Genomic DNA, 22,806 nt, shown 5'->3' with positions numbered 1-22,806 from the left:
GTGAACAGCAAGCCAACGCCGTCCACATCGGCATCTGTGGCCCGGCCGATCGACCCCATCCTGCATCCGATCGAGACTGGTAGCTACCGCATCGCCACGCCTGCCATTCAGGCGTTTTCGGATCTGGTTCAAAGGTGCCTGCGCTATCGCATCACCGGAGCGCTGACCTACGGGCCCTCCCGCATCGGCAAGACGCGCGCAATCGAATATCTGCGCTTGCTGTTGGCGCAGACCCAGCCAAAGCTCACCACGTATCACGCACAGGCCGAACACAAGCCACGGCACGCCGAGGGGCCGTTCTTCGCCAACTTTCTGGAGGCCGTCGGCCATCCGGAGCCCAACAGCGGCTCGAACTCCGCCAAGCGCATGCGCCTGATCAACAAGATCAAGGAGGCCTGCGCGGGCAACGGCGGCGGCACGGTGGCACTATTCTGCGACGAAGCGCAACGCTACGACGAGAACGAGTACGAGTGGCTTCGCGATGTGCACGACCATCTGGATCGGCTTCAGATCCGCCTGTTCACCTTCTTGGTCGGCCAGCAGGAATTGCTGGCTGTGAAGACGGCCCTGCAACACGCGAAGAAGACGCAAATCGTGGCGCGACTCATGGTCGAGGAACTGGCCTTCTTCGGCATCCGCAACGTGCGCGACGTGGCGACCAGCCTCAATGGCTACGATCAAACCTGTTTCCCGCGCACGAGCGATTGGAGTTTCACGCGCTTCTATCTGCCGAAGGCTGTGGCCGGGAGCTATTGCCTCGTCGACGATGCGCCACTGCTCTGGGACGTCTTCGAACGGTTGCATCACAGGCACGCACTTCCCGGGTCGCTTGAGATTCCGATGGAATCGTTCACCCGTGCCGTGGAGATCGTGCTCAAGGACAGCGCGTTGCACGACGCACCGGGCTATCGCCCGATCCTGCCCTCTGGGACATGGCCGTACGCAGTTGCGGCTACATCCAGTCGCGACAGGCCGTCAGCAATACGCTGACGACCACGGTCGCGTGACGTTCCGGCGCCGCAACGAAAGTGCCGGGAAAATGACACTGCCGATTCTGACCCTGGACGAGCGTGTGCTGGGCCCGCACCTTGGGTACGTGTTTCAGCGGAACTGGATCCAGCCGTACGAGTTGGTGGTCGGCCTACTTTGGAAGTTCGCTCACATGAACCGGCTGCCAGGGCACCTGGTGGTGACGCAGCTGAGGGACTGTCCAGTCGATCCCTACGACGGTGTCGCGCCTGCCGGCATCGACGTCAAGCGGGTCGCGCGATTGCTCTGCATCTCCTGGCGCCTCGTGCGCGAGAGCATCTGCAGCACCGCGAACGACGCGAGTCCATTCCTGCGATTCTGCCCTTGCTGCGTCAGCACGGCGTATCACAGCCGGTTGTTCCAACTGGAGCGGTATGCACGTTGTCCGATCCACGGTGAAGTGCTGCGCGATGTCTGTCGACATTGCGGTCGGCGATCGGTCTACCGGCTCGACGCGATGTTGCTGGATGCGCCGTTTCGCTGCAAACATTGCCGCAGCTGCTATTCCTCACGCGGTTACGCGCCAGCGGCTTTCGGGCGGTGCCAGCAGTATCACACATTTACTTTCCAAAGTGGCCATGCCTTTGCTGGATGCGGCTTTGCCGGCCGCAAGGCTCCTCGGCTCAAGGAGAGTCTCACTTTTACCGTCGCGTTCGGAACGGATTTACTTTCTTCTACGCCAACGAATGGCTCAGGCGTCAGTCCTCACATAGCTGCGCTCGGCTTTTTGCATGGCGCAATGCCTCAACGACAAGAGTCAATGCAGGGGAAGCACGGCGGCTTGCGTAGTAGAGGTGATACCCGGGAAAAGTGATCGCCCAGTCATCGAGAGTGGTCAGCAACTGCCCCGCTGCGACATGGTCGCTGACCATATCGGCCGGGAGCCAGGCCAGGCCATGACCGCCCATCGCAGCCTCGGCCATCAGGTCACTCCTGTTGAACACGAGACGACCTTTCACGTGGGCAGTCGTGATTCGTTCGCCGTGCTTGAACTCCCACGTCAGCAAGCCGCCGTAAGTCGGCAGTCGCAGACCGATGCAATCGTGGTCGCTAAGCTCCTGCGGCGTTTGAGGCTCGGGTCGGCGTGCGAAGTAAGCCGGGCTTCCCACCACCACCATTCGCATGTCTGGCGCGATGCGCACTGCGATCATGTCTTTGGCGACATCGCCGCCGAGCCGAATGCCGATGTCGAAGCGCTCGGCCACGATATCTGCAAAGCGGTTGTCGCTGCTGATCTCGATTTTGATCTCGGGATATTTTGTCAGCCACGGCAAAAGCCTCGGCCAGACCAACGACCGGACGGCATGCTCGGTGGCCGTGATCCGAACGGTCCCGACAGGCTTGCCGCGCATTTCCCCGAGTACCGCAAGCTCGGCTTCGATCTCGGCAAGGCGCGGCTCCACGGTTCGGTACAACTGCTCCCCTGCTTCCGTGGGTGCGACGCTTCGCGTCGTTCGGTTCAGCAGCTTCAGGTCAAGCCTTCGCTCAAGCGTCCGGATCGTCTGGCTGAGAGCCGACTGGGTGATGCCGATCTGTGCGGCTGCACGGGTAAAGCTCCCGGCCCGGACCACGGCCGCGAAGGCTGCAAGATCGTCAAAACCTGCCATTGATTAAATCCTCTAATGACTGAATATCTATTTAGCAGTCTAGTATTTGAATGTCAACAGGCCTAGATTCAGTGCATGCCAACGCAAGACAAGGAAAACGCCGTGAAGGCTCGTCAATTGGGTCGCAACGGCCCCACCGTTTCGGAACTGGGCCTCGGCTGCATGGGCCTGAGCTTCGGCCTCGGCCCCGCCGCAGACAAGCAGGAAGGGATTGGCATGATCCGCAACGCTTTCGAGCGTGGCGTCACGTTTTTCGACACCGCCGAGGGCTATGGCCCGTTCACGAACGAACTTCTGGTCGGCGAGGCGATCGAGCCGATCCGGGATCAGGTGGTCGTCGCGACCAAATTCGGTTTCAAGCTCGATGAGAACGGTGCGATGGTCGGGCTTGACAGCCGCCCGGAACACATCCGCGACGTGGTGGAAGCCTCGCTGAAACGCCTGCGCACGGACCGCATCGATTTGCTTTACCAGCACCGCGTCGATCCGGCTGTGCCGATCGAGGACGTGGCCGGGGAGATCAAGACGCTGATCGCCGAAGGCAAGGTCAAGCATTTCGGCCTCTCGGAAGCCAGTGCGAGCACCATCCGCCGCGCTCACGCCGTGCACCCGGTTGCGGCCATCCAGAATCACTATTCGCTGTGGATGCGCGAGCCAGAGACAGAACTGCTGACGCTCTGCGAAGAGCTCGGGATCGGCTTCGTCTCGTGGGGACCGCTGGGCCAGGGTTTCCTGACCGGCCAAATCACGCCGGACACCAAGTTCGACGATCCAAGCGATCTGCGCAGCAGCTTTCCGCGCTTCACGCCTGAAGCGCTGAAGGCCAATTTCGCAGTCGTTGATTTCCTGCGCCGTCTTGCTGCGCGCAAGGGCAGTTCGCCCGCGCAGATCGCGCTCGCCTGGCTGCTCGCGCAAAAACCGTGGATCGTGCCGATTCCCGGTGCGACGAAGCTGGAGCACCTGGACGACAACTTGCCCGCTTCCGAACTTGACCTCAGCCCAGACGATCTGCGTGAAATCGATGCGGCCTTTTCTGCCATCGAGGTGAAGGGCGCTCCGCTATCGGAAGGCCTGACCGCGATTGCAGATCGATAGGGAGAACACGGTGACCCGCGTCCTCATCCTCGGTGCCAACGGGCAGCTCGCGCGCCACACGACAACCTTCTTCCTGGAACGTACAGATGCACATCTGACCCTGTTCCTGCGTCGCGCCAGTCGTCTCAACAACCCGGATCCGGCGCGGACCTCCATCGTCGAAGGCGATGCGACCGACCGTGAAGCTCTGATTGCTGCGATGAACGGGCAGGATGTGGTCTATGCCAACCTGGCCGGCGACATGGCGAAGCAGGCCCGAACGATTGTGGCTGCGATGCATGCGGCCGGATTGAAGCGACTGATTTTCATCAGTTCGATGGGAATCTATGGCGAGGTGCCGGGCGAGAAGTACCGCAGCTTGCTCGACCCCTATCGGGACTCCGCCACGGTCATCGAGACATCCAGCCTCGACTACACGGTGTTGCGTCCTGGCTGGTTCACGCAAGACTCGAAGGTCGACTATCGAATCACACAGAAGGGCGAGCCGTTCCAGGGACACGACGTGTCGTTGAACAGCCTGTCGGACCTGATCGTGAAGCTGGCTCTCTCGCCAACCCTGCACGTCCGGTGCAGCCTCGGCGTGAGTACCTGAGCCAATGAACGAACAACCCAAAAGGAATTAGTAATGCAAAAACGACAACTCGGTCAAAGTGGTTTGGAAGTCTCTGCCCTCGGACTCGGCTGCATGGGCCTGAGCTACGGCTATGGACCTGCCGCCGATACGGCTGACGCCGTCAAGCTGATCCGCGCGGGCTTCGAACGCGGGGTTACGTTCTTCGACACCGCTGAAGCCTACGGCCCCTTCATCAATGAGAGTGTGGTCGGGGAAGCGCTTGAACCCGTGCGTGACCAGGTCGTGATCGCGACCAAGTTCGGCTTTCGCGATGGTTCGACCGGCAAGGGTCTCGACAGCCGGCCGGAACGCATCCGAGAGGTTGCCGAAGAAGCGCTCAAGCGCCTGCGCACCGACCGCATCGACCTTTTCTACCAGCATCGCGTCGATCCCCAGGTTCCGATGGAAGACGTGGCTGGAACTGTCAAAGACCTGATCCATGAGGGCAAGGTCAAGCATTTCGGCATGTCTGAGGCAGGTGCCGACAGCATCCGGCGCGCGCATGCAGTGCAGCCCGTCGCAGCCTTGCAAAGCGAGTACTCGTTGTGGTGGCGCGAGCCCGAAAAGGAGATTCTTCCATTGCTCGAAGAACTCGGCATCGGCTTTGTGCCCTTCAGTCCGCTGGGCAAAGGCTTCCTGACAGGCGCGATCAACGCGCAGACCTCATTCGGCGCGACAGACTTCCGCAACACAGTCCCGCGCTTTGCGCCGGAGGCGCGCCAGGCGAATCGTGCTTTGGTCGACGTTCTGGCTGGAATCGCTGCGCGCAAGCAGGTCACCCCTGCCCAGCTTGCACTGGCGTGGTTGTTGGCTCAAAAGCCGTGGATCGTGCCGATCCCGGGCACGACCAAGCTGCATCGCCTCGAAGAAAACGCCGGCGCTGCCTCGGTAGCGTTGTCCCCCGAGGATCTGAAGGAAGTCGAAGCGGCTGTCTCGAGTGTTCCGGTCCAAGGCGCGCGCTACTCGGCGGACCGACAAAAGCTCGTGGGTCAATGAGTTCCCTCCCGTGAGGCTTCCGGAAAGACGAAGCACCTCGACCAGACCATTGACTCCTGAAGGAGAAAAAGCAATGCAAAAACGTCAACTTGGAAACAGCACGCTTGAAGTCTCGGCGCTCGGCCTGGGCTGCATGGGCATGAGCGCCAACTACGGCCCTCCCGGCGAGAAGCGGGAGATGATCGCGCTGATCCGTGCGGCCGTCGAGAAAGGCGTCACGTTCTTCGACACGGCGGAGGTCTATGGCCCGTTCGTCAACGAGGAACTGGTGGGCGAGGCACTTGCGCCGTTCAAGGGGCAGGTGGCAATCGCCACCAAGTTCGGCTTCGACCTCGACAAGGAGACCGCCGAGCGCCGGGGCGGGCTGGACAGCCGCCCCGAGCACATCAAGGCGGTCGCGGAAGCTTCGCTGCAGCGTCTGAAGATCGACACGATCGATTTGTTCTACCAGCACCGCGTTGACCCGGCCGTGCCGATCGAGGATGTCGCGGGCGCAGTCAAGGATCTGATCGCACAAGGCAAGGTCAGGCATTTCGGGCTGTCCGAGCCCGCTGCGGCCACCGTTCGGCGCGCGCATGCCGTGCAGCCGGTGACAGCGGTCCAGAGCGAATACTCCCTGTTCTTCCGGGGACCGGAAACCGAAATGTTGCCGACACTCGAAGAGCTCGGCATCGGCTTCGTGCCCTTCAGCCCTTTGGGCGCGGGTTTCCTGACCGGCAAGATGGACGAGAACACACGGTTCGACAGTTCCGACTTCCGCTCTCGCGTTCCGCGCCTGGCGCCAGAAGCCCTCAAGGCAAACCTGGCACTGGTCGATCTGCTGCGCGAAGTGACGCAACGCAAGGGCGCGACACCGGCCCAGATCGCACTCGCCTGGCTGTTGGCGCAAAAGCCGTGGATCGTGCCCATTCCTGGAACGACCAGGCTGCATCGGCTCGAAGAGAACCTCGGCGCAGTGGCGGTCGAACTGACCGCCGAAGACCTGCGGGTGATCGATGCGGTCGCGTCGAAGGTGACGGTACAGGGCGCTCGGTTGCCCGAAGCTGTGCTGCGGATGACGGGCGGCTGATGCACTGATCGCTCAACCCTCGGTATGCCGAAATACTAAGAAAAGTAAACCTATATTTTTCCAGGAACAGGAATTACCCATGACCAATGTCATTGTCGTTATCGGAGCCGGATCCATCGGTCAGGCGATTGCGCGCCGTGTCAGCGCAGGCAAGCATGTCCTGCTCGCAGATTTGAAGCAGGAAAATGCGGACGCGGCAGCGAAGGTTCTGAACGACGCTGGCTTCGACATCAGTACCGCGACAGTCGACGTGTCCTCACGCGCGTCGGTCCACGCACTCGTCGAAACAGCCACCGCGCTCGGCAATGTCACCGGTTTGATCCACGCCGCCGGTGTGTCCCCCTCACAGGCAACACCGGCGACGATCCTTCATATCGACCTGTATGGCACTGCCCTCGTACTGGAAGAGTTCGGCAACGTCATCGCACAGGGCGGCGCTGGCGTGGTGATCGCGTCGCAGTCCGGGCATCGGCTGCCAGGCTTGACCACCGAGCAGAACACGGCTCTCGCGATGACGCCCACCGAGGAATTGCTCGCACTGCCGATGCTGCAGCCCGATCAGGTGAAGGACTCGCTTCACGCCTACCAGCTCTCCAAGCGCGGAAATTCTCTGCGGGTCATGGCCGAGGCGGTACGGTGGGGCAAGCGCGGCGCGCGGGTGAATACGATCAGCCCCGGCATCATCTTCACCCCCCTCGCCAGGGACGAATTGAGCGGTCCTCGAGGTGAAGGATACCGGCGCATGATCGATGCATCGGCGGCGAAGCGCGGGGGCACGCCCGACGAAGTCGGAACAGTCGGGGCGCTGCTCATGGGCCCGGACGGCGGATTCATCACGGGCAGCGATTTCCTCATGGACGGCGGAGTGACTGCTACTTATTGGTTTGGCGAACTCGCTCCGAAGTGACTATCAAGCCGGGGGCGCGTTCCACATGGCATACCCATCCGCCCGGACAGACTCTGATCGTCACCGCAGGCTGCGGCTGGACGCAATGCGAAGGCGAACCGATTGGAAAAAATGACCGACGCGGAATACCTCGCGGGTCCTGCCGTCGGCGAGGCAAAAGCACCAGCAAACGACCCTTGAAGCCGCCGCCGCTGCTAGAAACCGAATTTGCGTCGCATCAATCGAGCTTGGCGCCGGAGACTTTGACTCTTTCCTGGGCTCTTATGCGGTCCTTCTTGAGGAACTCGGCAAATTGTTCGGGCGTATCGCCAATTGCATCGTACGCTTGAGGCTGAAAATACTTTCTTTGAAAAGCTGAATCGGAGATCACCTTGTTCATGTCTCGGGAGAACTGATGAATCATGTCCGAGGGGGTCCCGACGGGCGCAAAAACGCCTAGATAAAACGAAGCCTCGAAATCAGGAAAGCCGGATTCGGCGAACGTCGGAACATCTGGAATCTCAGGTTGTCGAACCTTCCCGGATACAGCGATCGCTTTCAATTGTCCTTTTCTAATGAAAGGTGAGATGCTTCCGATAGGTCCGAACATCGCCTCCACCCGCCCGGCCGCCACCTCTTGAATCCCTTGTGGAAGGCTGCGGTACGGAACGTGTTCCATCTTCATTCCGGTCATATTCTCGAACCACGACATGGCAAGATGGTTGGGACCGCCGATACCTTGCGATCCAAAGTTGTATTTTCCCGGATGCCGCTTCACTTCCTCAACGAACTCTTTCAGCGTCTTGGCGGGAAAATCTGGGGAAACGACGAGCGCATACTGCGAAGTCAACATGCGGCCGACCGGCACCAGATCTTTCGGGTCGTATGGCAGCTTTGAATAGAGGAACGGATTGACGCTGGGCGTAGCCTCGCTGGCGAGGAGGTATGTGTACCCGTCAGGCGGACTCTTTGCCGTCAGATCAGCGGCCACGATCTCATTGGCGCCAGGCCGGTTGTCGATGATGAGGGTCTGGCCCCACAATTTCCCCAGCCCCTCTCCGACAGAGCGTGCTGCCGCATCGCCGGAGCCCCCGGCACCATAAGGAACGATCAGGCGAACGGGTCGGTTGGGATACTTTTGTGCCTGCGCATAGCAGGCGAGCGTCGGGACTGAGGCCAAACCCAGCAGAATCGAACGGCGCAAATGATTCATGTCTGTCTCCTAAGAATAAAATTCGTGATGACATCTAAGTCACCAAAAAAAACAGCTCTGAGCGAAAATCGCGTTCAACCCGCAACGTGGAATTTCAGAGCGCAGCAGCCTCTCAGGGGCGCCTGCACGCCCAAATCAAAATAGTTCTGATCGAATTCTCAGGCGCCGTAGAAACTGAGACCGCCATCAACCGGAATCACGGTTCCCGTGATGTACTGCGCGAGCGGCGACGCAATGAACGCGACCAGGACCCCGATGTCGCGCGGCTGACCGAACCGCCCCATAGGGATGTTGCGGCTTTCCTCCCGGCGAAACTCATCCGAATAGAGGCGCTCCACCTGTTCACTGTCGATGCGTCCTGGCGGGACGTTGTTGACAGTGATGCCATCGCGGCCCAGATCCCTGGAAAGACCTTTGGCCCAAAGATGCGTCGCGGCTTTCATTGCGACGCCGGCACTTAGCGCGCCGTGCTCAGGTGTCAGGGCGCGCGGTTCCATCAGTCCGGTGATATTGATGATGCGTCCCCACTTCGCCTTCCTCATCGGTGGCAACACGGCTGCTGTCATGCGTCGTGCAGCCATGAAGTTGAGGTAGAACGATTCTTCCCAGGCGTCGTCTCCGGCTTCGGGCGTCACAGGTCTGGACCCTCCCGCGCAGTTCACGAGAATCTCGATCGGTCCAAACGCCTCGGCCGCCTCGGCAGCGATCCGCTTTACGGCGCCTGCATCCGTGATGTCTCCTGTGACGACCGCGGGCCGGGCACATCCTTTTAGTGCCAATGAATCGGCGATCTCGCCGAGCTTGTCTCCGCGACGGCCAGTCGCCACGACCAGCGCGCCCTCCTGCGCCAACGCCTCGACGATTCCGAGGCCTATGCCGGCGCTCGCGCCTGTCACAAGGCAGCGGCGATTCTTAAGCTGCAGATCCATGTACCACTCCTGAGTTTTCCGAAACTGTCACGGTCAAAAGCGTGAACGGTGTCAGGCGGGGCTGCTACCGGCCGCAGATGGCAACCCCAGTTCCCTGCCTCTCGCAAAGACAGGGTCCGAGGAATCCCGGCACGCAAGAACCCACTTCGAATCCAATGGCGGAGCGCTGGCGTCGACCGCGGCCGAACGCATTCCCTCCCAGATGACCTGGCGCTCTGCAATTCTCCAAGCGCCATCACGCCTGGTCATGATGTCGAGGTAGCGGACCCACATCGTCAATTCAACTCCCTTTCCCTGCAGCCCAGGGGCATCACCGACGATCGCGCCCAAAGCGGCACTTCCCTCAGCGGAATACCGATGAACTCCGATGCAATAGCTCTCGGCAAGGGCTTCGCGATCGCTCTTGAATTCGATCATGATGTTGGTGATGTTGTGCATCGACATCGTGATGAAGTTATGTCTTGGCTTTGTGGATTCGATGAAGCCGGTTGCTGTGCCGCTATAGACGCCATGGTTGTCGGTCGCATCGGGATGAAAGGCCGACTCCATCAGTTTCCAATCGCGCCGATCGATTCCCCTGCAGTAGCGGTAGATGGTTTGTCTGATCTCGGATTCGGCTGCGAGGCGCCGGACTTGCCGCTGCAACTCTGTGTTGTCCATTCATCGTCTCTCTTTCGTATTGATGAAAAATGCCCTAGAGGGTTTCCTCAAGCATGCCCATGTAGTCGTCGGCGGTCGCGCGACGAGGATTCGTCAAGTGGCAGTGATCAGCCATAGCGCCCGAAACGATTGCAGAAAAGTGCTTGCGCTCGACACCCATGCTTCGAAGATCGACAGGCAAACCAAGCCTCGCACTCATGTCCCGGATGGCACCGGGAACGGCGTCTGGCGAATTGACGCCCATGACCCTCGCCAATTCCTCCATCCGGCGATCCTTCTGGACCGAGGGCGCTTGAGAATTGAAGCGCAGCACCGTGGGAAGAAACACGGCGTTGAGCGTGCCGTGATGCAGCCCGGGAAGGAGTCCACCCAGGCTATGACTGAGCGAGTGCACGCATCCCAATCCTTTCTGAAATGCGAGCGCACCTTGGAAGGAAGCACACATCAAGTTCAGCCGAGCGTCGATGTCGGCTCCGTTCTTTGTAGCGCGCTCGATGTTGCCCCAAGCCCTTCCCAATCCATCCAGGGCGATCCCGTCCGCCGGTGGGTTGAAGGAAGGCGCAAGATAGGTTTCGATGCAGTGAGCGATGGCATCCATCGCAGTGGCGGCAGTCAGAAGTGGCGGCAGGCCGAGAGTGAGCTCCGGATCGCAAATTGCAGACTTCGGAACCAGGTCCCACGAGTGAAAGCCGAGCTTCCGCTTGTCATCGACGATGATGATCGCTCCGCGTGCGACCTCGCTCCCTGTGCCGCTGGTCGTGGGGATGGCGATGATGGGAAGAACTCTGGCCGTGATCAGACCTGTACCACCCTCAATCGTTGCGAAGCTCTTGAGTGGCCCTTCATGTGTTGCAGCAATGGCAATGCCCTTGGCGCAATCGATCGATGAACCGCCGCCGACGGCGATCAACCCATCACAACCGGACGCCTTGCATTGCGAGGTCGCCAATCTGATTGCGGCCTCGGTGGGGTTCGAAGGAGTTTCGGCGAACACGGTCGCATCGACACCTTGCAGCATCTTGAGAACCTTGTCGACGATTCCCGCCGCGACAACTCCCCGATCGCTCACGATCATGGGACGTTTGATTCCTACTCTTTGGCATTCGGCAGCCAGCAGCTTCAAGGCGCCAGCTTCAACGTTGATCTGGGTGATGTACTGAATGAGGGCCATTTTGGGGAAGTAGTTAGTTCCGACTCATACCTTGCGAAGACCCAAGGTCGCGTCGATCTCATCGCGGTAGATAAACCTATCCGGGTGGTAGAAGCTTGTGCCGAGGATGACAAGCCGCGATTTGCTATCGACGACCTGGACTTCGTTCTCCAGAACCGGAGCGCCTACCGGGAGCCCAAGTAGATTTGCCACCTCGGTCGAAGCCCCGGATGCCTTGATCGCCCTAAGCGATTTGGCTGGAGTGATGCCCTTGTGGCGTTGGAGCACTCGCCAGACTGCTTCTTCCTCGAACGCCGAGCGGTCGAGTGGAGTTGCCAGATCGGATGGGATATAGCGATAGTCCACGGTGACGGGAAGCTCGTCTGCCAAGCGTAGACGCTGGAGATAAAGAACCGTGTCGCCCAGGTTGATGCCGAGTCCCGCAGCAATGGTGATATTGGCGAGCACGAACTTGCATTCCACCACCTCGATGCGAGTGACATGGCCTTGCAGGTCCCAGGCATCCAGACGGTCCAGCGTGAGCGAGCCCTCGAGCGGGTTGCGATTCACGAAGGTGCCTATTCCCCGGGTTCGCGTCAAAAGCCCTTCTTCCACAAGTTTTCTCATGGATTGACGCACGACGGCGGTACTTACCTTGAACTCGTTGGCCAACCCAATATCGGACAGTCCGCGCCCCTCTTCGATCTGGCCCTTGCAAATTCGCTCTCGTAGCGCCGCCGCAATGGAAACCCAAAGCGGCTCTGGCTTCTTGCTCTCGGAAGCAGAAACTTTATTCTGATTCATGGGGTTAGCTCCGCATGTCCCGCAGGAGTTGCTTTCCTTTCTCGATGACCAAAACGCTCGCAGGGAACTGGAGTCCAGTGACTCCAAGTTCCAGAGACATTCGGGCCGACGCGCTATCCGTCGCGGGGACCAATACTTCGATCCCACGTGCGCGGCAAATGTTGACGATGCGCGAAACGGCGTCAACAACCTCGGGGGCATCGCGAACGCCAGGCACACCGAGGGACAGGGCTAGGTCGCCCGTACCGATGCATACCCCCGTCAGGTGTTCGGTTGCGGCGATAGCCTCTATCTCCGCAAGCGCGGATCGGTTTTCGACGGTCACGAAGACCGAAGCCTTCGCATTGAAATCGTGCAGATAGGCTGCGGCGGTCGCTCCCGCCCCGAACGCGGCCGCAGGCGTTGAAAGCGAGAGGCCGCGGCACCCCTTGGGCGGATAGAAGACCCGCTCGCAGAGTTGTCGCGCCTGGGCGGCATTGTCGACTTGGGCCTGTATGCCATGCGCCCCGAGGTCCAGGTAGCGCTGGATCTCATGAGCGTCCCGGCCAGGCGTTCGCACGTAGACGGCCAGCCTGTGGCTGTTGGCCGCACGAATCATTCCGTACGCGCTCGAGGGAGTAAGCGGCCCGTGCTCTGCATCGAGCAAGACGAAGTCGAAGCCTGCGAGGGCCACCATGTCGACAAAGTGGATTGAGTCGAAATTCACGATCACCCCGGCGCGAACTGCGCCTGAGGTTGTGGGTGGGAAGCGAACAGGGATCATAAATTTCTCCGGTAGCGGATCATACACAATAAGTTTGTAAGTTTGCAACGTTGGATGTAGGATTGATCATCTGCTTGATCCAAGACGGCCGCGACATCTCGCCTATCTGCGGCGGACTCCAAGCGGAAGCCAGGCACGAGCAGGGGCGCACTCGCAAGCGACCCGCCTTTCAACTACCAGGAGCAAATCGACATGATCCCCATGGAACCAGTGACCGGGCCAGCAGTCTGGAACGCCAGCGACATTGCGCGGCGAAGCGACTGGAAGGTCCAATTCGAACCTGCGGCCGCCAAGGAGCTTCCATCTCTACTGGAATATTGCAGGGCGAATCCCGTTAGTGAGCAGGTCGGCGCTGAGCGGTTTCCGGCGTTGCATCGCCAGATGCAGTCCATCAGAAACGATCTCCTGCATGGCGCCGGGTTTGCGTTGCTTCGTGGCTTTCCGGTCGAACAGTACCCGACGTCGGCCGTCGAAGCGCTGTTTCTCGCGCTCGGAAAACTTGTCGGCAAGCCGATCTCGCAGAACAGCTATGGCGATGTCCTCGGGCACGTGAGAGACGAAGGCAAGCGAATCACGACCGTTGGTGAGACCAAAGGCGTACGAGGCTATCTGAGCAACGAGAAGCTCCTCTTCCATACCGACCTCGGTGACGCCGTCGGCCTGCTTTGCATCAAGCAGGCGAAGGAAGGCGGAATGAGCAGCATGAGCAGTTCCATGTCCGTCTACAACGAGATCCTTGCCTCGCGCCCAGATCTGCTGCCTCCCCTTTTCAATGGCTTTTTGCTCAGAAGCACCGAGGCAGATGGCGTGCCCGTCGAATGGAGGCTGCCCGTCTACAGCTATGACAACGGTGTCCTGAGCTGCGCCATCCGCCGCGCAATGATCGAGACGTCGCGGCTGAACGGCGTTCCTTACACGAGCCAAGAGAACGAGGCGCTCGAATACCTCGATGCCGTCGCAGCCCGGCCAGATCTCAGGTACGACATGAAGATGGAGCCGGGCGACATCCAGTTCTTGAACAACTATGTCACCTTCCACTCTCGGACAGAGTTCGTCGACTTCGAAGAACTCGAACAGAAACGCCACATGCTGCGACTTTGGCTGCAGTTCCCCGGGGGTCGGGCGCATATGGCCAAGTATCCTGTTCTGTACGACGGTGTCCCGGCCACACTCGTGCGCGAACAAAAACTCGCGATGTCGTAAAGCGGCACTGCACCGCCATGAAGACCGATGCAAAACTCGCGCAAAGCGGGACTTCGAATCTCGTAGCCTTCGTCGTCGGGGGCGGAAGCGGGATTGGCAGGGCATGCGTCAACGCATTCGCGCGTGCCAAATATGACGTCGTCGTCGGCGACATCAATGGGTCCGCCGCAGAAGCTGTTGCGAAGGAAATCCAACAACTGGGTGGCCGCGCGATATCAGTGGCGCTGGACGTCTCCAGTGCCGACGACATTCTGGGCGCAGTGAACTGCGCGATAGAAGCGTTCGGCCGAATCGATTCAGTGGTGAATGCCGCGGCGCGTCTGAAGCCTCAACCTCTCGCCGACTGCTCCCTCGATGATTGGGACGCATGTTTCGCAGTCAATGTTCGAGGCGCACTGACCTTTGGCCAATGCTGCTTGCCTCATCTCAAGAAAAGCGGAAATGGGTCGATCATCAACATCGGGTCCTTAAGCGGGATCTTCCCGCGTCCGAACGGCGGTTCGTACGGACCCAGCAAAGCCGCATTGGTCTCTTTGAGCCATCAGATGGCTCTTGAATGGGCCCAGTACGGCATCCGCGTGAACATCGTCAACCCCGGCAACATCGATACGCCGCTCGCACGTGCCGCCGTCTCGATGGAAGTCCTGAATGAACGCGCAAAGAGGGTTCCGTTGAGTCGCATCGGCACTCCTGACGAAGTGGCTTCCGTTGTCATGTTCCTGGCATCCGAAGGCGCCAGATACGTCACTGCGCAAGTCATCAACTGCGATGGCGGGTTCTCTCAGACCTTGATGGCGGCTCCGATGGGTATGGGAAAGGCGCAATGACCTTGCGCCCATCCAGATCGTGAGACACACGATGAACATGAATTGCCGAAAAAGCGCGACCCGAAAGGCTTTGAAGGTTGGATCGACTTCGTCACGCCGCAAGAGTTCACTGCCCAGCTTGCCCGCGAGGCATCCCAAGCCGATGGATTGCTCGCGGGTCTCAAATGAAATAGGAAAATCGATGTCCGCATTCTTCATCGCCGAGATGACTATCCATGACGCAGTTCTTTTTGATGAATACAGGCGACTTGCGCTACCGAGCTTGCAGAGGTTCGCGCCGAAGCCGGTCATCCGGGCGCAAGACTTCTTGATGCTTGAAGGTCAGCCTGCGCCGTCCAGGCTCGTCATCCATGAGTTCTCGACGAAGGAAATTGCGCTCTCCTGGTTCAACAGCGAAGAGTACCAACGCGCCGCGGAGTTCAGAAGACGCGCGGCTACCAGCCGCATCATGATTTGCGACGGTGCCTCGTAGCGCGTGCCGAATGCAGTCCCGTTCACCCCCAACTCATTGATTTCTATGCCTTCGATCGTCGACTCGCAGATCCACATCTGGAGAGCAAACAGTCCGGAGCACCCTTGGCCGATCGAGCGCGTCAGGTACGCGCATGGCCCTTCCGAATTCGGCGCTGAAGACATTCTCCAGGTGATGGAATCCGTGGGAGTGGATCGCGCTTTGCTAGTGCCTGCCTTCGCGGCCGGTGACAGCAACGACTTTGCATTGCAGGCGGCCGCAAAGTATTCCGACCGCTTCAAGGTTTTCGGGCGCATGGCAATGGCAGCGCCTTCGGCGCAGCGGACTTTGCTCGACGACCTTGAGCGCGGGCTGACCGGCGTTCGCCTGAGCTTCCTGGACCAGGATGCAGTCCATCTGACCAACGGTTCTCTCGATTGGCTATGGCCCCTTGCGGAAGCGCGAGACATACCGCTCATGCTTTGGCCCCCGTCACAACTTCCAGCGCTGCTCGAGATCGCAGAGGCTCACCCGAAGCTCCGCATCGCCTTGGATCACATGGGCCTCGCCTTCCCAGACGATCCGCAGGCCCCTGAGCGCGATCTCGATCAAACCTTGCGGCTGGCAGACTGTCCGAACGTCTGTCTCAAAGCGACTTCATACGCATGGTTCGGCAAGGAGGGCCCCCCTTTCCCCGGCTTTCTTCGGCTCGTGCGGCGGGCCATTGATGCGTTCGGTGCGAACAGGGTTTTCTGGGGTACCGATTACAGCCGGCTTCCATGCGACTACGCGACTGCGATTCGGGCTTTCGACGAGCCATCTTTCTTTCGCAGTCCCGGTGAGAAGGATCTGGTGATGGGAGAAGCTGTAAAGAAGTGGTTGGGCTGGTAGGTCGACCGGATTTTCCAGCAAACCTGAAATGTTCATCCCTCCTCAGCGGCGCCGACGTCAATAAGACAATTGAGCCGACCGCTGATGACAACGACGAAAGGAATCGAATCATGGAACATCGACAACTCGGCCGAAGCGGCCTGGAGGTTTCTGCACTTGGACTCGGCTGCATGGGTTTGAACCATGCCTATGGTCCCGCGACCGACAAGGCGGACGCCATTGCCCTGATCCGCGCCGGCTTCGAGCGCGGCATCACGTTTTTTGACACCGCAGAAGCCTATGGCCCCATCGCCAACGAAAGCGTCGTCGGTGAAGCGCTCGAGCCGATCCGCGACGAGGTAGTGATCGCGACGAAGTTCGGCTTCCGCGATGGTGTGGTCGCCAACGGCCCAGATAGCCGGCCCGAGCGCATCCGGGAGGTCGCGGAAGAAGCATTAAAGCGCCTACGCACTGACCGCATCGATCTTTTCTATCAACACCGCGTCGATCCTCAGGTGCCGATGGAAGATGTGGCAGGTACCGTGAAAGACCTGATCGGCGAGGGAAAGGTGAAGCACTTCGGCATGTCCGAGGCTGGCGTCGACAGCATTCGACGTGCACATGCAATTCAGCCCTTGACCGCGCTGCAGAGCGAGTATTCCTTGTGGTGGCGAGAACCCGAAAGAGAGATTCTCCCGCTCGTCGAGGAATTGGGCATCGGCTTTGTGCCGTTCAGCCCGCTCGGCAAAGGCTTCCTCACGGGGACGATCGATGCGCGGACATCGTTCAGCGCGACGGACTTCCGCAACACGTCGCCCCGTTTCGCCCCGGAGGCGCGCCAGGCGAACCGCGCCCTCGTCGATGTTCTCGCAAGCATCGCCGAACGCAAGCAGATTACGCAGGCCCAGCTCGCGCTGGCCTGGCTGCTTGCTCAAAGGCCGTGGATCGTGCCGATTCCCGGCACGACCAAACTGAACCGCCTCGAAGAGAACACGGGCGCCGCCCAGGTCATGCTATCGCCCGAAGATTTGAAGGAAATCGAAGCGGGTGTCTCCGGCGTCACGATTCAGGGCGCTCGCTACCCGGCAGATCGACAAAAGATGATCGGGCGGTAAGCGTCAAAGCGCGGGAGCCAACGCAGCGACGGGTAGCGACGCATATCAGCGCCAGGGTTCTCAGGTTTCTACTGCATTCGGAAAACAACGACACGGCATCCCGAAAATCGCCATGGACGCCTGGACAGAGTACTTCCTAAACTGCGTTGCCATCGAGTACGCATGCCTCAGTTTCGGTAGTGATCCATGGAAAGAGACAAAGTGAGAACCGCATTCTTCCAAACGACGACAGTTACCGTCTCCGCTGCCCGGCGCAACTTGTTCAGCAGGTTTGGCTCGCGAGACATTCGCAGGTTGATGTCTCACTGTTTGATGGGCGCACTGCTCCTCGCGACCAGCAGCGCTGTTCTGGCCCAGTATCCGGAGCGCCCCGTCAAGATCGTCAATCCGTTCGCAGTGGGCGGCTCTGTCGACACGCTGCAGCGCTTGTTCGCGCAGAAGCTCTCCGAGCGTACCGGCCAGCGTTTCATCGTTGAAAACAAGACCGGTGCAGGTGGACGGATCGGCTACGACTACGTCGCCAAGAGTCGCGGCGACGGTTACACGCTCGTCGCCGGCGATCCCGGATACGCGGTGCTCGGTGCGCTGTATCCGAAGCTTCCGTGGGACCATGCCAACGACCTGGTTCCCGTCACGACGTTCGCAAGGGCGCCATTCGCGATCGTCACGAACCCCCAGTCCCGCTTCAAGACGCTGCCTGCGCTGCTGGCATACGCACGGGCCAATCCCGGCAAGGTGACCTACGGCTCCCCGGGGACGGGAACGCTGGGCCACTTCGTGATGGAGGCCATCCAGCGCGAAGCCAAGGTGACGCTGACCCACGTTCCCTACAAGGGAGGAAGCGACGCGCTCGCGGCGGTGATGGGGAACAACGTGGATATTGTGGTGACGGGAATCCCGACGATCGTGGGTCAGATGAAGAACGGATTGATCGTCGTACTCGCCACGACCTCCGAGAACCGCTGGCCGGGGGCCGAGCGCGTTCCAACGATGGTCGAGCAAGGAGTGAATGTCGCAACTTATTTCTGGTATGGGCTGATGGCACCCAAGGGCACTCCGGGTCCTACAGTGGACTTCCTGTATCAGCAGGTCGTCAACATCCTCAAGGACCCCGCAACGAAGGAGGCGCTGGACGCACAGGGGGTCGAAGGATCGGCCATGAAGCCTGCAGAGCTGGCCAATCTCGTTCGCGAGGAAACCAAGCGTTGGACCGAGGTCGTTCGATCAGGAAAGATCAGCGTGGAATGAGGCAGTCCATCGAAGCAGCAACCGAGTCGGCTGTGAAAGAGAGCACTGGTGCGCTGGGTCGGATCAACGTGTCGATCGAAGACAAGGTCGGCTGGATCGAGCTCGACAACCCGTCGAAGCTGAATGCCATCTCGCTCGGCATGTGGCGCGATCTGACCGATGCGCTTGCGAACTTCGAGAGCGATCCCGGACTTCGCTGTGTCGTCATCACTGGGCACGGAGTAAAGGCCTTCTGCGCCGGCGCGGACATCTCGGAAAAAGGCAGACCACAGAGCGACTCGGCCCAGGACCAGGACCACCTCATCATCGATGCGCTGCGCAAGGTGCAGGCATTTCCCAAGCCGACGATCGCCATGGTCAGGGGCCACTGCCTCGGCGGTGGCTTGGCGCTCGCGATCGCCTGCGACCTGCGGATCGCGGCTGTCGGCTCACGGTTCGGGATCCCGGCGGCCAAGCTGGGGCTGGCATGCTTTCACAGCGTGGTCGAGCGTCTCGCCGGTCTGGTCGGACCGTCCACGGCGAAGCGGATCCTCTTCACCGCGGACCGGTTTCCAGGGCAGGACGCGCTGCGCTTCGGCCTCATCGATGAGCTGGTCGACGCGGACCAGCTGCGTTCGGCGGTCAGGGACATGGCTGCCGGCATCGCCGCAAATGCGCCGCTCACGGTTGCGGCCGCCAAGCACGCGGTAGAGACGGTCTTCAGCGAAGCGTCCCAAAGCCATGGCGCTGCATGCGTGGAACGCGAGCAGGCCTGCATTGAAAGCCAGGACTACGTCGAGGGCCGCCGCGCGTTCCTGGAAAAGCGCGCACCGGTCTTTCAAGGCCGCTAGCCCTCATGAATCACCGAACACTGAACAGGAGCCAACCATGGCCGGTGCGCTAGAAGGAATGCGAGTGATCGACCTGACCCAGATGTTGGCAGGTCCCCTGTGCTCGATGAACCTCGCCGATCATGGCGCGGATGTCATCAAGATCGAGCCGCCGCAGGGCGAGGATTTTCGGCGTGTCCCGCCCATCGTCGAAGGCGAAAGCGCTTCCTGGATGATGGTCAACCGGAACAAGCGGAGCCTCACGTTGAACCTCAAGGATCCGGCCGACCTTGCGACGCTGCTCGAGTTGATCGCCGAAGCCGACATTCTTCTGGAAGGGTATCGCCCCGGTGTCATGACACGACTGGGCCTGGGCTGGGACGATCTCAAGGCCAGGTTCCCGCAGTTGATCTACGGATCCGTCTCAGGCTATGGGCAGACGGGCCCCTCTTCGAGACTCGGCGGTTTCGACGTGATCGCCCAAGGGATCTCCGGCCTCATGTCGATCAACGGGCCACGCGACGGGCCACCGCACCGGCTTCCCATCCCGATCTGCGATCTCGCCGCGGGTCTGTATCTGACCATCGGAATCCTGGCTGCGGTCGAGGCACGCCATCGCACGGGCAAGGGACAGTACGTCGAGACGTCTTTGCTCGAGGCGGCCGCCGCACTGCAGGTCTACGAGGCGGCTCACTATTTCACCATCGGAACGAACCCGCCCCGCCTGGGCCAGGCGCATCGCGGCATGTCGCCCTACCAGATGGTCGCTTCCGCGGATGGCTACATGACCATCGGCGTGGCCAACCAGCGCTTCTTCGAAATGTTCTGCAACCTGGCGGAGATTCCCGAGCTTCTGACGGACTCCCGCTTCGCAACGGTCCCGGACCGCGTGACGAACAATGACGCACTGATCGAACTGCTGTCAGCGGCCACACGCAGGCACACGATGGAGTGGTGGGTCAGCGCGCTCGACAAGCTGGGCATTCCTTGCGGTCCGGTGCTTAACCACGAGCAGTTGTTCAACCATCCCCAGATGGTGCATCGCCGAATGGTGGAGACTGTTCAACATCCGAAGGCCGGGCCTATCCGGACGCTGGGCGTACCGGTGAAACTCTCGGAGACGCCTGGCAGCATACGCAGCTGTGCCCCGCTGCTTGGGCAGCACGCGCCGGAGATCATGAAGGCGCTGCGCGATTCCGGCTCACACCTGCTTGCCCCGGCCGACTGACCTTTTGCTTCAGGTCCACCGTTTCGCGATGTCGACCAAGGGCACCGCGTCGATCGGCGCGGCGCCCTGGATCGCAGAGGGGGTGCGCGAAAAGCGCGGCGCTGGCGCCGGGTGGGCCACGCCACCGACCTCTACGAAAGCGTGCCGGGCCACGTTGTGCGGGTGCCTCGCCGCTTCACTGAGCGGCAGCACGGGCGCAAGGCAGGCGTCGGTTCCCGACAGCTGGCGGGCCCACTCCACCTGCGTGCGAGACTTGAAGATGCGGACCAGGGCATCGCGCAACTGGGGCCAACGCGCGGCGTCGTGTTGCGCGTCGTGCAACGCCTCGGGCACCCCGCTGCGGCGGCAGAACTCTGCGAAAAACTGCGGCTCGATGGCGCCGAGCGCCACATGGCTGCCATCCGACGTTTCATACACGCCGTAATAGGGATGCCCGCCATCCAGCATGTTCTCGCCGCGCTGCTCGCTGAAGCTTCCGCGCAGGCTGCGGCCCACGCAGTTGCTCATCATGTTGATCACACCGTCCGTGATGGCCGCATCCACCACTTGTCCCCGACCGGACTTCTGCGCTTCATGCAGCGCGGCCAGCACGCCCACGAGCAGATAGAGGCTGCCGCCACCGTAGTCGCCGACCAGGTTCAGGGGCGGCACCGGGCCGCTGTCCGCCGTGCCGATCGCATGCAGCGCCCCTGTGATGGCGATGAAGTTGATGTCATGTCCCGCCGATGACGCCAGCGGCCCCTCCTGGCCCCAGCCTGTCATGCGACCGTAGACGAGTCGTGGATTGCGCCTGGCGACCTCGGTGGGCCCGAGGCCCAGCCGTTCCATCACGCCAGGCCGGTAGCCTTCGATGAGCACGTCGGCCTTTTCCAGCAAAGAAAGTACGGACTCGCGGTCGACGGAATTTTTCAGATCGGCTGTGACCACGGTGCGGCCACGCGCAACGATCTGGGTGGAGTCGCCCGGCTTGCGGCCAGGCCGGTCGATCGTCACCACGTCGGCGCCCATGTCAGACAGCATCATGCAGGCAAAGGGTCCGGGGCCGATGGCGGCGAATTCGACGATGCGAACGCCAGTCAGCGGGCCGGAAGCTGCAGCTGGGCGGTCATGTGAACTGTCCGGATTCGTCATTCAGCGTTCGTCGCCGAGACATTCCAGCTCCGGCAGGCGATAGGCTCTGCACGCAGTTCGATAGAACAATGCGCTGCGCTCGTCGTGCGAGCAGCCTCGAGTGCTCAGCTTGAACGCGTTCCAGAGTTCGGTGTAGCCGCACGACTGCTTATCGATGGGGAAGTTGCCTTCGAACATGCACCGCTGCGGTCCGAACGCATCGACACAGACCTCGATAAACGGTTGCCATGCCTGCGCCAATTCGCCGGAATTCGCCGGCTTGTCAGCGTTCTCGAATCCGAATCCAAAGAGGGGCATCCCCATCCCTCCGATCTTGACGCTGACATTGGGCCGAGCGGCCAATGCCCGCAGTCCCCTCTCCCACTCGGCAAGAAGCGTCGCGCGGGAAACCCCGTACTCCGGGACACCAATGAGGGTCCCGACGTGGTTCAGAATGATTGGCGTGTACGGGAACGCATCGGCCAAGTCCGCAAGCTCCGCAAGCTGCGTGTGAAAGACAAGTGCATCGAAGCTCAGACCCGATCTTTCGAGCCAAGCAAAGCCCTGCCGAAAGTGTTTGTCGGCAAGCAGGTGCCTGGGTGCGTTGTGCGTGAACCTGCCAATCCAGCCCTCATCGCGCGTCGCGTGATGACGCACGCCTCGCATTCGCCCCTGTCCAGCCAGCACATGGGCTTCCAACAGGGCGGCAACCTCGTCACCAAGGGTCAGATCGACATTCGACACGATGGCCGCGGCGAGCTGGCAGGCGCCGTGCTCGCAGCGCACCGGGTTTGCACTCTCGCGCACGATCATCTCGACTTCGCCGATCGATCGCCGTGATGGCGGCCCGCCGGGATACCATCCGGACCCGAAGGCCTCGACATAGACGGTACCGATCACGCGGTGCCCCGAGGCCAGGTCCTGCGCCAGATCTTCGACCCGATAGTGTTGGCCGTCCGTCACTACGCCGTAGAGATGATGATGTGCATCGACGATGGGTAGTTCCGGATCCAGCGCTGGCTCACTGAGAGAGCGGCGATGCCAGTCCCGCAGTTCGAGCACACTTCTCGGCCGGTTGCCCCGAAAGCCTGGGTTTTCATCGCGCACTCCGGCGTTCATGAGTCGCGGACC

At 60.8% G+C, this 22,806-nt stretch carries 23 protein-coding genes and 2 pseudogenes; 16 read left to right on the top strand and 9 right to left on the bottom strand.

The annotated features are described in order from the left end of the window. Positions 1 to 69: 69 nt before the first annotated feature. Positions 70 to 1,007: pseudogene (locus E5P2_RS32815) on the top strand (AAA family ATPase). Positions 1,008 to 1,727: 720 nt separating this feature from the next. Here E5P2_RS32815 and E5P2_RS32810 read toward each other — a convergent pair. After that, a complete protein-coding gene (locus tag E5P2_RS32810) occupies positions 1,728 to 2,636 on the bottom strand; it encodes a LysR family transcriptional regulator (protein WP_162571264.1) in 909 nt (302 codons plus the stop codon). Between the two features lie 102 nt (positions 2,637 to 2,738). Here E5P2_RS32810 and E5P2_RS32805 point away from each other — a divergent pair, with 102 nt between their 5' ends. The 6 genes and pseudogenes from E5P2_RS32805 to E5P2_RS37990 all read left to right on the top strand — a co-directional run. Continuing rightward, positions 2,739 to 3,731, top strand: coding sequence for an aldo/keto reductase (locus tag E5P2_RS32805; RefSeq protein ID WP_162571631.1), 993 nt, complete (start codon positions 2,739 to 2,741; stop codon positions 3,729 to 3,731). 10 nt (positions 3,732 to 3,741) lie between these two features. Continuing rightward, on the top strand, positions 3,742 to 4,323 hold the full coding sequence (locus E5P2_RS32800) for an NAD(P)H-binding protein (RefSeq protein WP_162571263.1): 582 nt from the start codon (positions 3,742 to 3,744) through the stop codon (positions 4,321 to 4,323). Positions 4,324 to 4,356: 33 nt separating this feature from the next. Beyond that, complete coding sequence (locus E5P2_RS32795; protein ID WP_162571262.1) at positions 4,357 to 5,340, top strand: aldo/keto reductase; 984 nt, start codon at positions 4,357 to 4,359, stop codon at positions 5,338 to 5,340. A 73-nt stretch (positions 5,341 to 5,413) separates the two neighbouring features. Continuing rightward, on the top strand, positions 5,414 to 6,409 hold the full coding sequence (locus tag E5P2_RS32790) for an aldo/keto reductase (protein ID WP_162571630.1): 996 nt from the start codon (positions 5,414 to 5,416) through the stop codon (positions 6,407 to 6,409). Positions 6,410 to 6,488: 79 nt separating this feature from the next. Beyond that, entirely contained in the window at positions 6,489 to 7,316 is an 828-nt protein-coding gene (locus E5P2_RS32785) for an SDR family oxidoreductase (RefSeq protein ID WP_162571261.1), read from the top strand. Next, positions 7,307 to 7,420 (top strand): annotated as a pseudogene (locus tag E5P2_RS37990) ((R)-mandelonitrile lyase); the annotation flags it as partial. The gene E5P2_RS32785 and the pseudogene E5P2_RS37990, both read left to right, overlap by 10 nt. A gap of 113 nt (positions 7,421 to 7,533) precedes the next feature. Here the strand turns inward: E5P2_RS37990 and E5P2_RS32780 are convergent. From E5P2_RS32780 to E5P2_RS32755, 6 genes are all read right to left on the bottom strand, one after another. Beyond that, entirely contained in the window at positions 7,534 to 8,508 is a 975-nt protein-coding gene (locus tag E5P2_RS32780) for a Bug family tripartite tricarboxylate transporter substrate binding protein (RefSeq protein ID WP_162571260.1), read from the bottom strand. A gap of 158 nt (positions 8,509 to 8,666) precedes the next feature. Then, entirely contained in the window at positions 8,667 to 9,437 is a 771-nt protein-coding gene (locus E5P2_RS32775; RefSeq protein WP_162571259.1) for an SDR family NAD(P)-dependent oxidoreductase, read from the bottom strand. A 51-nt stretch (positions 9,438 to 9,488) separates the two neighbouring features. Then, a complete protein-coding gene (locus E5P2_RS32770) occupies positions 9,489 to 10,097 on the bottom strand; it encodes a nuclear transport factor 2 family protein (RefSeq protein ID WP_162571258.1) in 609 nt (202 codons plus the stop codon). Positions 10,098 to 10,131: 34 nt separating this feature from the next. After that, complete coding sequence (locus E5P2_RS32765) at positions 10,132 to 11,268, bottom strand: iron-containing alcohol dehydrogenase (protein ID WP_162571257.1); 1,137 nt, start codon at positions 11,266 to 11,268, stop codon at positions 10,132 to 10,134. A 24-nt stretch (positions 11,269 to 11,292) separates the two neighbouring features. Then, complete coding sequence (locus tag E5P2_RS32760) at positions 11,293 to 12,051, bottom strand: GntR family transcriptional regulator (RefSeq protein WP_162571256.1); 759 nt, start codon at positions 12,049 to 12,051, stop codon at positions 11,293 to 11,295. A gap of 4 nt (positions 12,052 to 12,055) precedes the next feature. Next, complete coding sequence (locus E5P2_RS32755; RefSeq protein ID WP_232080962.1) at positions 12,056 to 12,814, bottom strand: HpcH/HpaI aldolase family protein; 759 nt, start codon at positions 12,812 to 12,814, stop codon at positions 12,056 to 12,058. Between the two features lie 192 nt (positions 12,815 to 13,006). Between E5P2_RS32755 and E5P2_RS32750 the strand changes: the two genes are divergently transcribed. From E5P2_RS32750 to E5P2_RS32715, 9 genes are all read left to right on the top strand, one after another. Next, on the top strand, positions 13,007 to 14,017 hold the full coding sequence (locus E5P2_RS32750; protein ID WP_162571254.1) for a TauD/TfdA family dioxygenase: 1,011 nt from the start codon (positions 13,007 to 13,009) through the stop codon (positions 14,015 to 14,017). A 17-nt stretch (positions 14,018 to 14,034) separates the two neighbouring features. Beyond that, the gene (locus E5P2_RS32745) at positions 14,035 to 14,844 is read left to right on the top strand and encodes an SDR family NAD(P)-dependent oxidoreductase (protein WP_162571253.1); all 810 of its coding nucleotides are present in this window, start codon (positions 14,035 to 14,037) and stop codon (positions 14,842 to 14,844) included. Positions 14,845 to 14,886: 42 nt separating this feature from the next. Then, entirely contained in the window at positions 14,887 to 15,012 is a 126-nt protein-coding gene (locus E5P2_RS38235) for a hypothetical protein (RefSeq protein ID WP_269475713.1), read from the top strand. 13 nt (positions 15,013 to 15,025) lie between these two features. Further along, the gene (locus tag E5P2_RS32740; RefSeq protein ID WP_162571252.1) at positions 15,026 to 15,316 is read left to right on the top strand and encodes a DUF1330 domain-containing protein; all 291 of its coding nucleotides are present in this window, start codon (positions 15,026 to 15,028) and stop codon (positions 15,314 to 15,316) included. A gap of 45 nt (positions 15,317 to 15,361) precedes the next feature. Beyond that, a complete protein-coding gene (locus E5P2_RS32735; protein ID WP_162571251.1) occupies positions 15,362 to 16,186 on the top strand; it encodes an amidohydrolase family protein in 825 nt (274 codons plus the stop codon). A 110-nt stretch (positions 16,187 to 16,296) separates the two neighbouring features. After that, positions 16,297 to 17,280, top strand: coding sequence for an aldo/keto reductase (locus E5P2_RS32730; RefSeq protein ID WP_162571250.1), 984 nt, complete (start codon positions 16,297 to 16,299; stop codon positions 17,278 to 17,280). Positions 17,281 to 17,592: 312 nt separating this feature from the next. Further along, entirely contained in the window at positions 17,593 to 18,528 is a 936-nt protein-coding gene (locus E5P2_RS32725) for a Bug family tripartite tricarboxylate transporter substrate binding protein (RefSeq protein WP_232080961.1), read from the top strand. Further along, positions 18,525 to 19,358: an enoyl-CoA hydratase gene (locus E5P2_RS32720; protein WP_162571248.1), complete on the top strand. Its 834-nt coding sequence runs from the start codon at positions 18,525 to 18,527 to the stop codon at positions 19,356 to 19,358. Before E5P2_RS32725 ends, E5P2_RS32720 begins: the two co-directional genes overlap by 4 nt. After that, a complete protein-coding gene (locus E5P2_RS32715; protein ID WP_332107574.1) occupies positions 19,249 to 20,565 on the top strand; it encodes a CaiB/BaiF CoA transferase family protein in 1,317 nt (438 codons plus the stop codon). Before E5P2_RS32720 ends, E5P2_RS32715 begins: the two co-directional genes overlap by 110 nt. A gap of 9 nt (positions 20,566 to 20,574) precedes the next feature. On the opposite strand, the gene E5P2_RS32710 is transcribed toward E5P2_RS32715, so the two are convergent. After that, the gene (locus E5P2_RS32710) at positions 20,575 to 21,696 is read right to left on the bottom strand and encodes a CaiB/BaiF CoA transferase family protein (RefSeq protein ID WP_162571246.1); all 1,122 of its coding nucleotides are present in this window, start codon (positions 21,694 to 21,696) and stop codon (positions 20,575 to 20,577) included. Continuing rightward, positions 21,697 to 22,794: an amidohydrolase family protein gene (locus tag E5P2_RS32705; protein ID WP_162571245.1), complete on the bottom strand. Its 1,098-nt coding sequence runs from the start codon at positions 22,792 to 22,794 to the stop codon at positions 21,697 to 21,699. Positions 22,795 to 22,806 lie beyond the last annotated feature (12 nt).

Origin of the sequence: Variovorax sp. SRS16, assembly GCF_901827165.1 — a bacterium.
In the GTDB taxonomy this organism is placed as follows: domain Bacteria; phylum Pseudomonadota; class Gammaproteobacteria; order Burkholderiales; family Burkholderiaceae_C; genus Variovorax.
The sequence above is the reverse complement of the archived record's forward strand: the minus strand, read 5'-3'. Positions and strand labels throughout refer to the sequence as shown.

Bases quoted from the DNA above. Each gene is read 5' to 3' on its own strand.
- E5P2_RS32740 (WP_162571252.1), top strand. From the start codon at position 15,026: ATGTCCGCATTCTTCATCGCCGAGATGACTATCCATGACGCAGTTCTT.
- E5P2_RS32735 (WP_162571251.1), top strand. From the start codon at position 15,362: ATGCCTTCGATCGTCGACTCGCAGATCCACATCTGGAGAGCAAACAGT.
- E5P2_RS32730 (WP_162571250.1), top strand. From the start codon at position 16,297: ATGGAACATCGACAACTCGGCCGAAGCGGCCTGGAGGTTTCTGCACTT.
- E5P2_RS32790 (WP_162571630.1), top strand. From the start codon at position 5,414: ATGCAAAAACGTCAACTTGGAAACAGCACGCTTGAAGTCTCGGCGCTC.
- E5P2_RS32745 (WP_162571253.1), top strand. From the start codon at position 14,035: ATGAAGACCGATGCAAAACTCGCGCAAAGCGGGACTTCGAATCTCGTA.
- E5P2_RS32775 (WP_162571259.1), bottom strand. From the start codon at position 9,437: ATGGATCTGCAGCTTAAGAATCGCCGCTGCCTTGTGACAGGCGCGAGC.
- E5P2_RS32720 (WP_162571248.1), top strand. From the start codon at position 18,525: ATGAGGCAGTCCATCGAAGCAGCAACCGAGTCGGCTGTGAAAGAGAGC.
- E5P2_RS32750 (WP_162571254.1), top strand. From the start codon at position 13,007: ATGATCCCCATGGAACCAGTGACCGGGCCAGCAGTCTGGAACGCCAGC.
- E5P2_RS32770 (WP_162571258.1), bottom strand. From the start codon at position 10,097: ATGGACAACACAGAGTTGCAGCGGCAAGTCCGGCGCCTCGCAGCCGAA.
- E5P2_RS32705 (WP_162571245.1), bottom strand. From the start codon at position 22,794: ATGAACGCCGGAGTGCGCGATGAAAACCCAGGCTTTCGGGGCAACCGG.
- E5P2_RS32780 (WP_162571260.1), bottom strand. From the start codon at position 8,508: ATGAATCATTTGCGCCGTTCGATTCTGCTGGGTTTGGCCTCAGTCCCG.
- E5P2_RS32795 (WP_162571262.1), top strand. From the start codon at position 4,357: ATGCAAAAACGACAACTCGGTCAAAGTGGTTTGGAAGTCTCTGCCCTC.
- E5P2_RS32755 (WP_232080962.1), bottom strand. From the start codon at position 12,814: ATGATCCCTGTTCGCTTCCCACCCACAACCTCAGGCGCAGTTCGCGCC.
- E5P2_RS32765 (WP_162571257.1), bottom strand. From the start codon at position 11,268: ATGGCCCTCATTCAGTACATCACCCAGATCAACGTTGAAGCTGGCGCC.
- E5P2_RS32760 (WP_162571256.1), bottom strand. From the start codon at position 12,051: ATGAATCAGAATAAAGTTTCTGCTTCCGAGAGCAAGAAGCCAGAGCCG.
- E5P2_RS32810 (WP_162571264.1), bottom strand. From the start codon at position 2,636: ATGGCAGGTTTTGACGATCTTGCAGCCTTCGCGGCCGTGGTCCGGGCC.
- E5P2_RS32725 (WP_232080961.1), top strand. From the start codon at position 17,593: ATGGGCGCACTGCTCCTCGCGACCAGCAGCGCTGTTCTGGCCCAGTAT.
- E5P2_RS32710 (WP_162571246.1), bottom strand. From the start codon at position 21,696: ATGACGAATCCGGACAGTTCACATGACCGCCCAGCTGCAGCTTCCGGC.
- E5P2_RS32785 (WP_162571261.1), top strand. From the start codon at position 6,489: ATGACCAATGTCATTGTCGTTATCGGAGCCGGATCCATCGGTCAGGCG.
- E5P2_RS32715 (WP_332107574.1), top strand. From the start codon at position 19,249: ATGGCGCTGCATGCGTGGAACGCGAGCAGGCCTGCATTGAAAGCCAGG.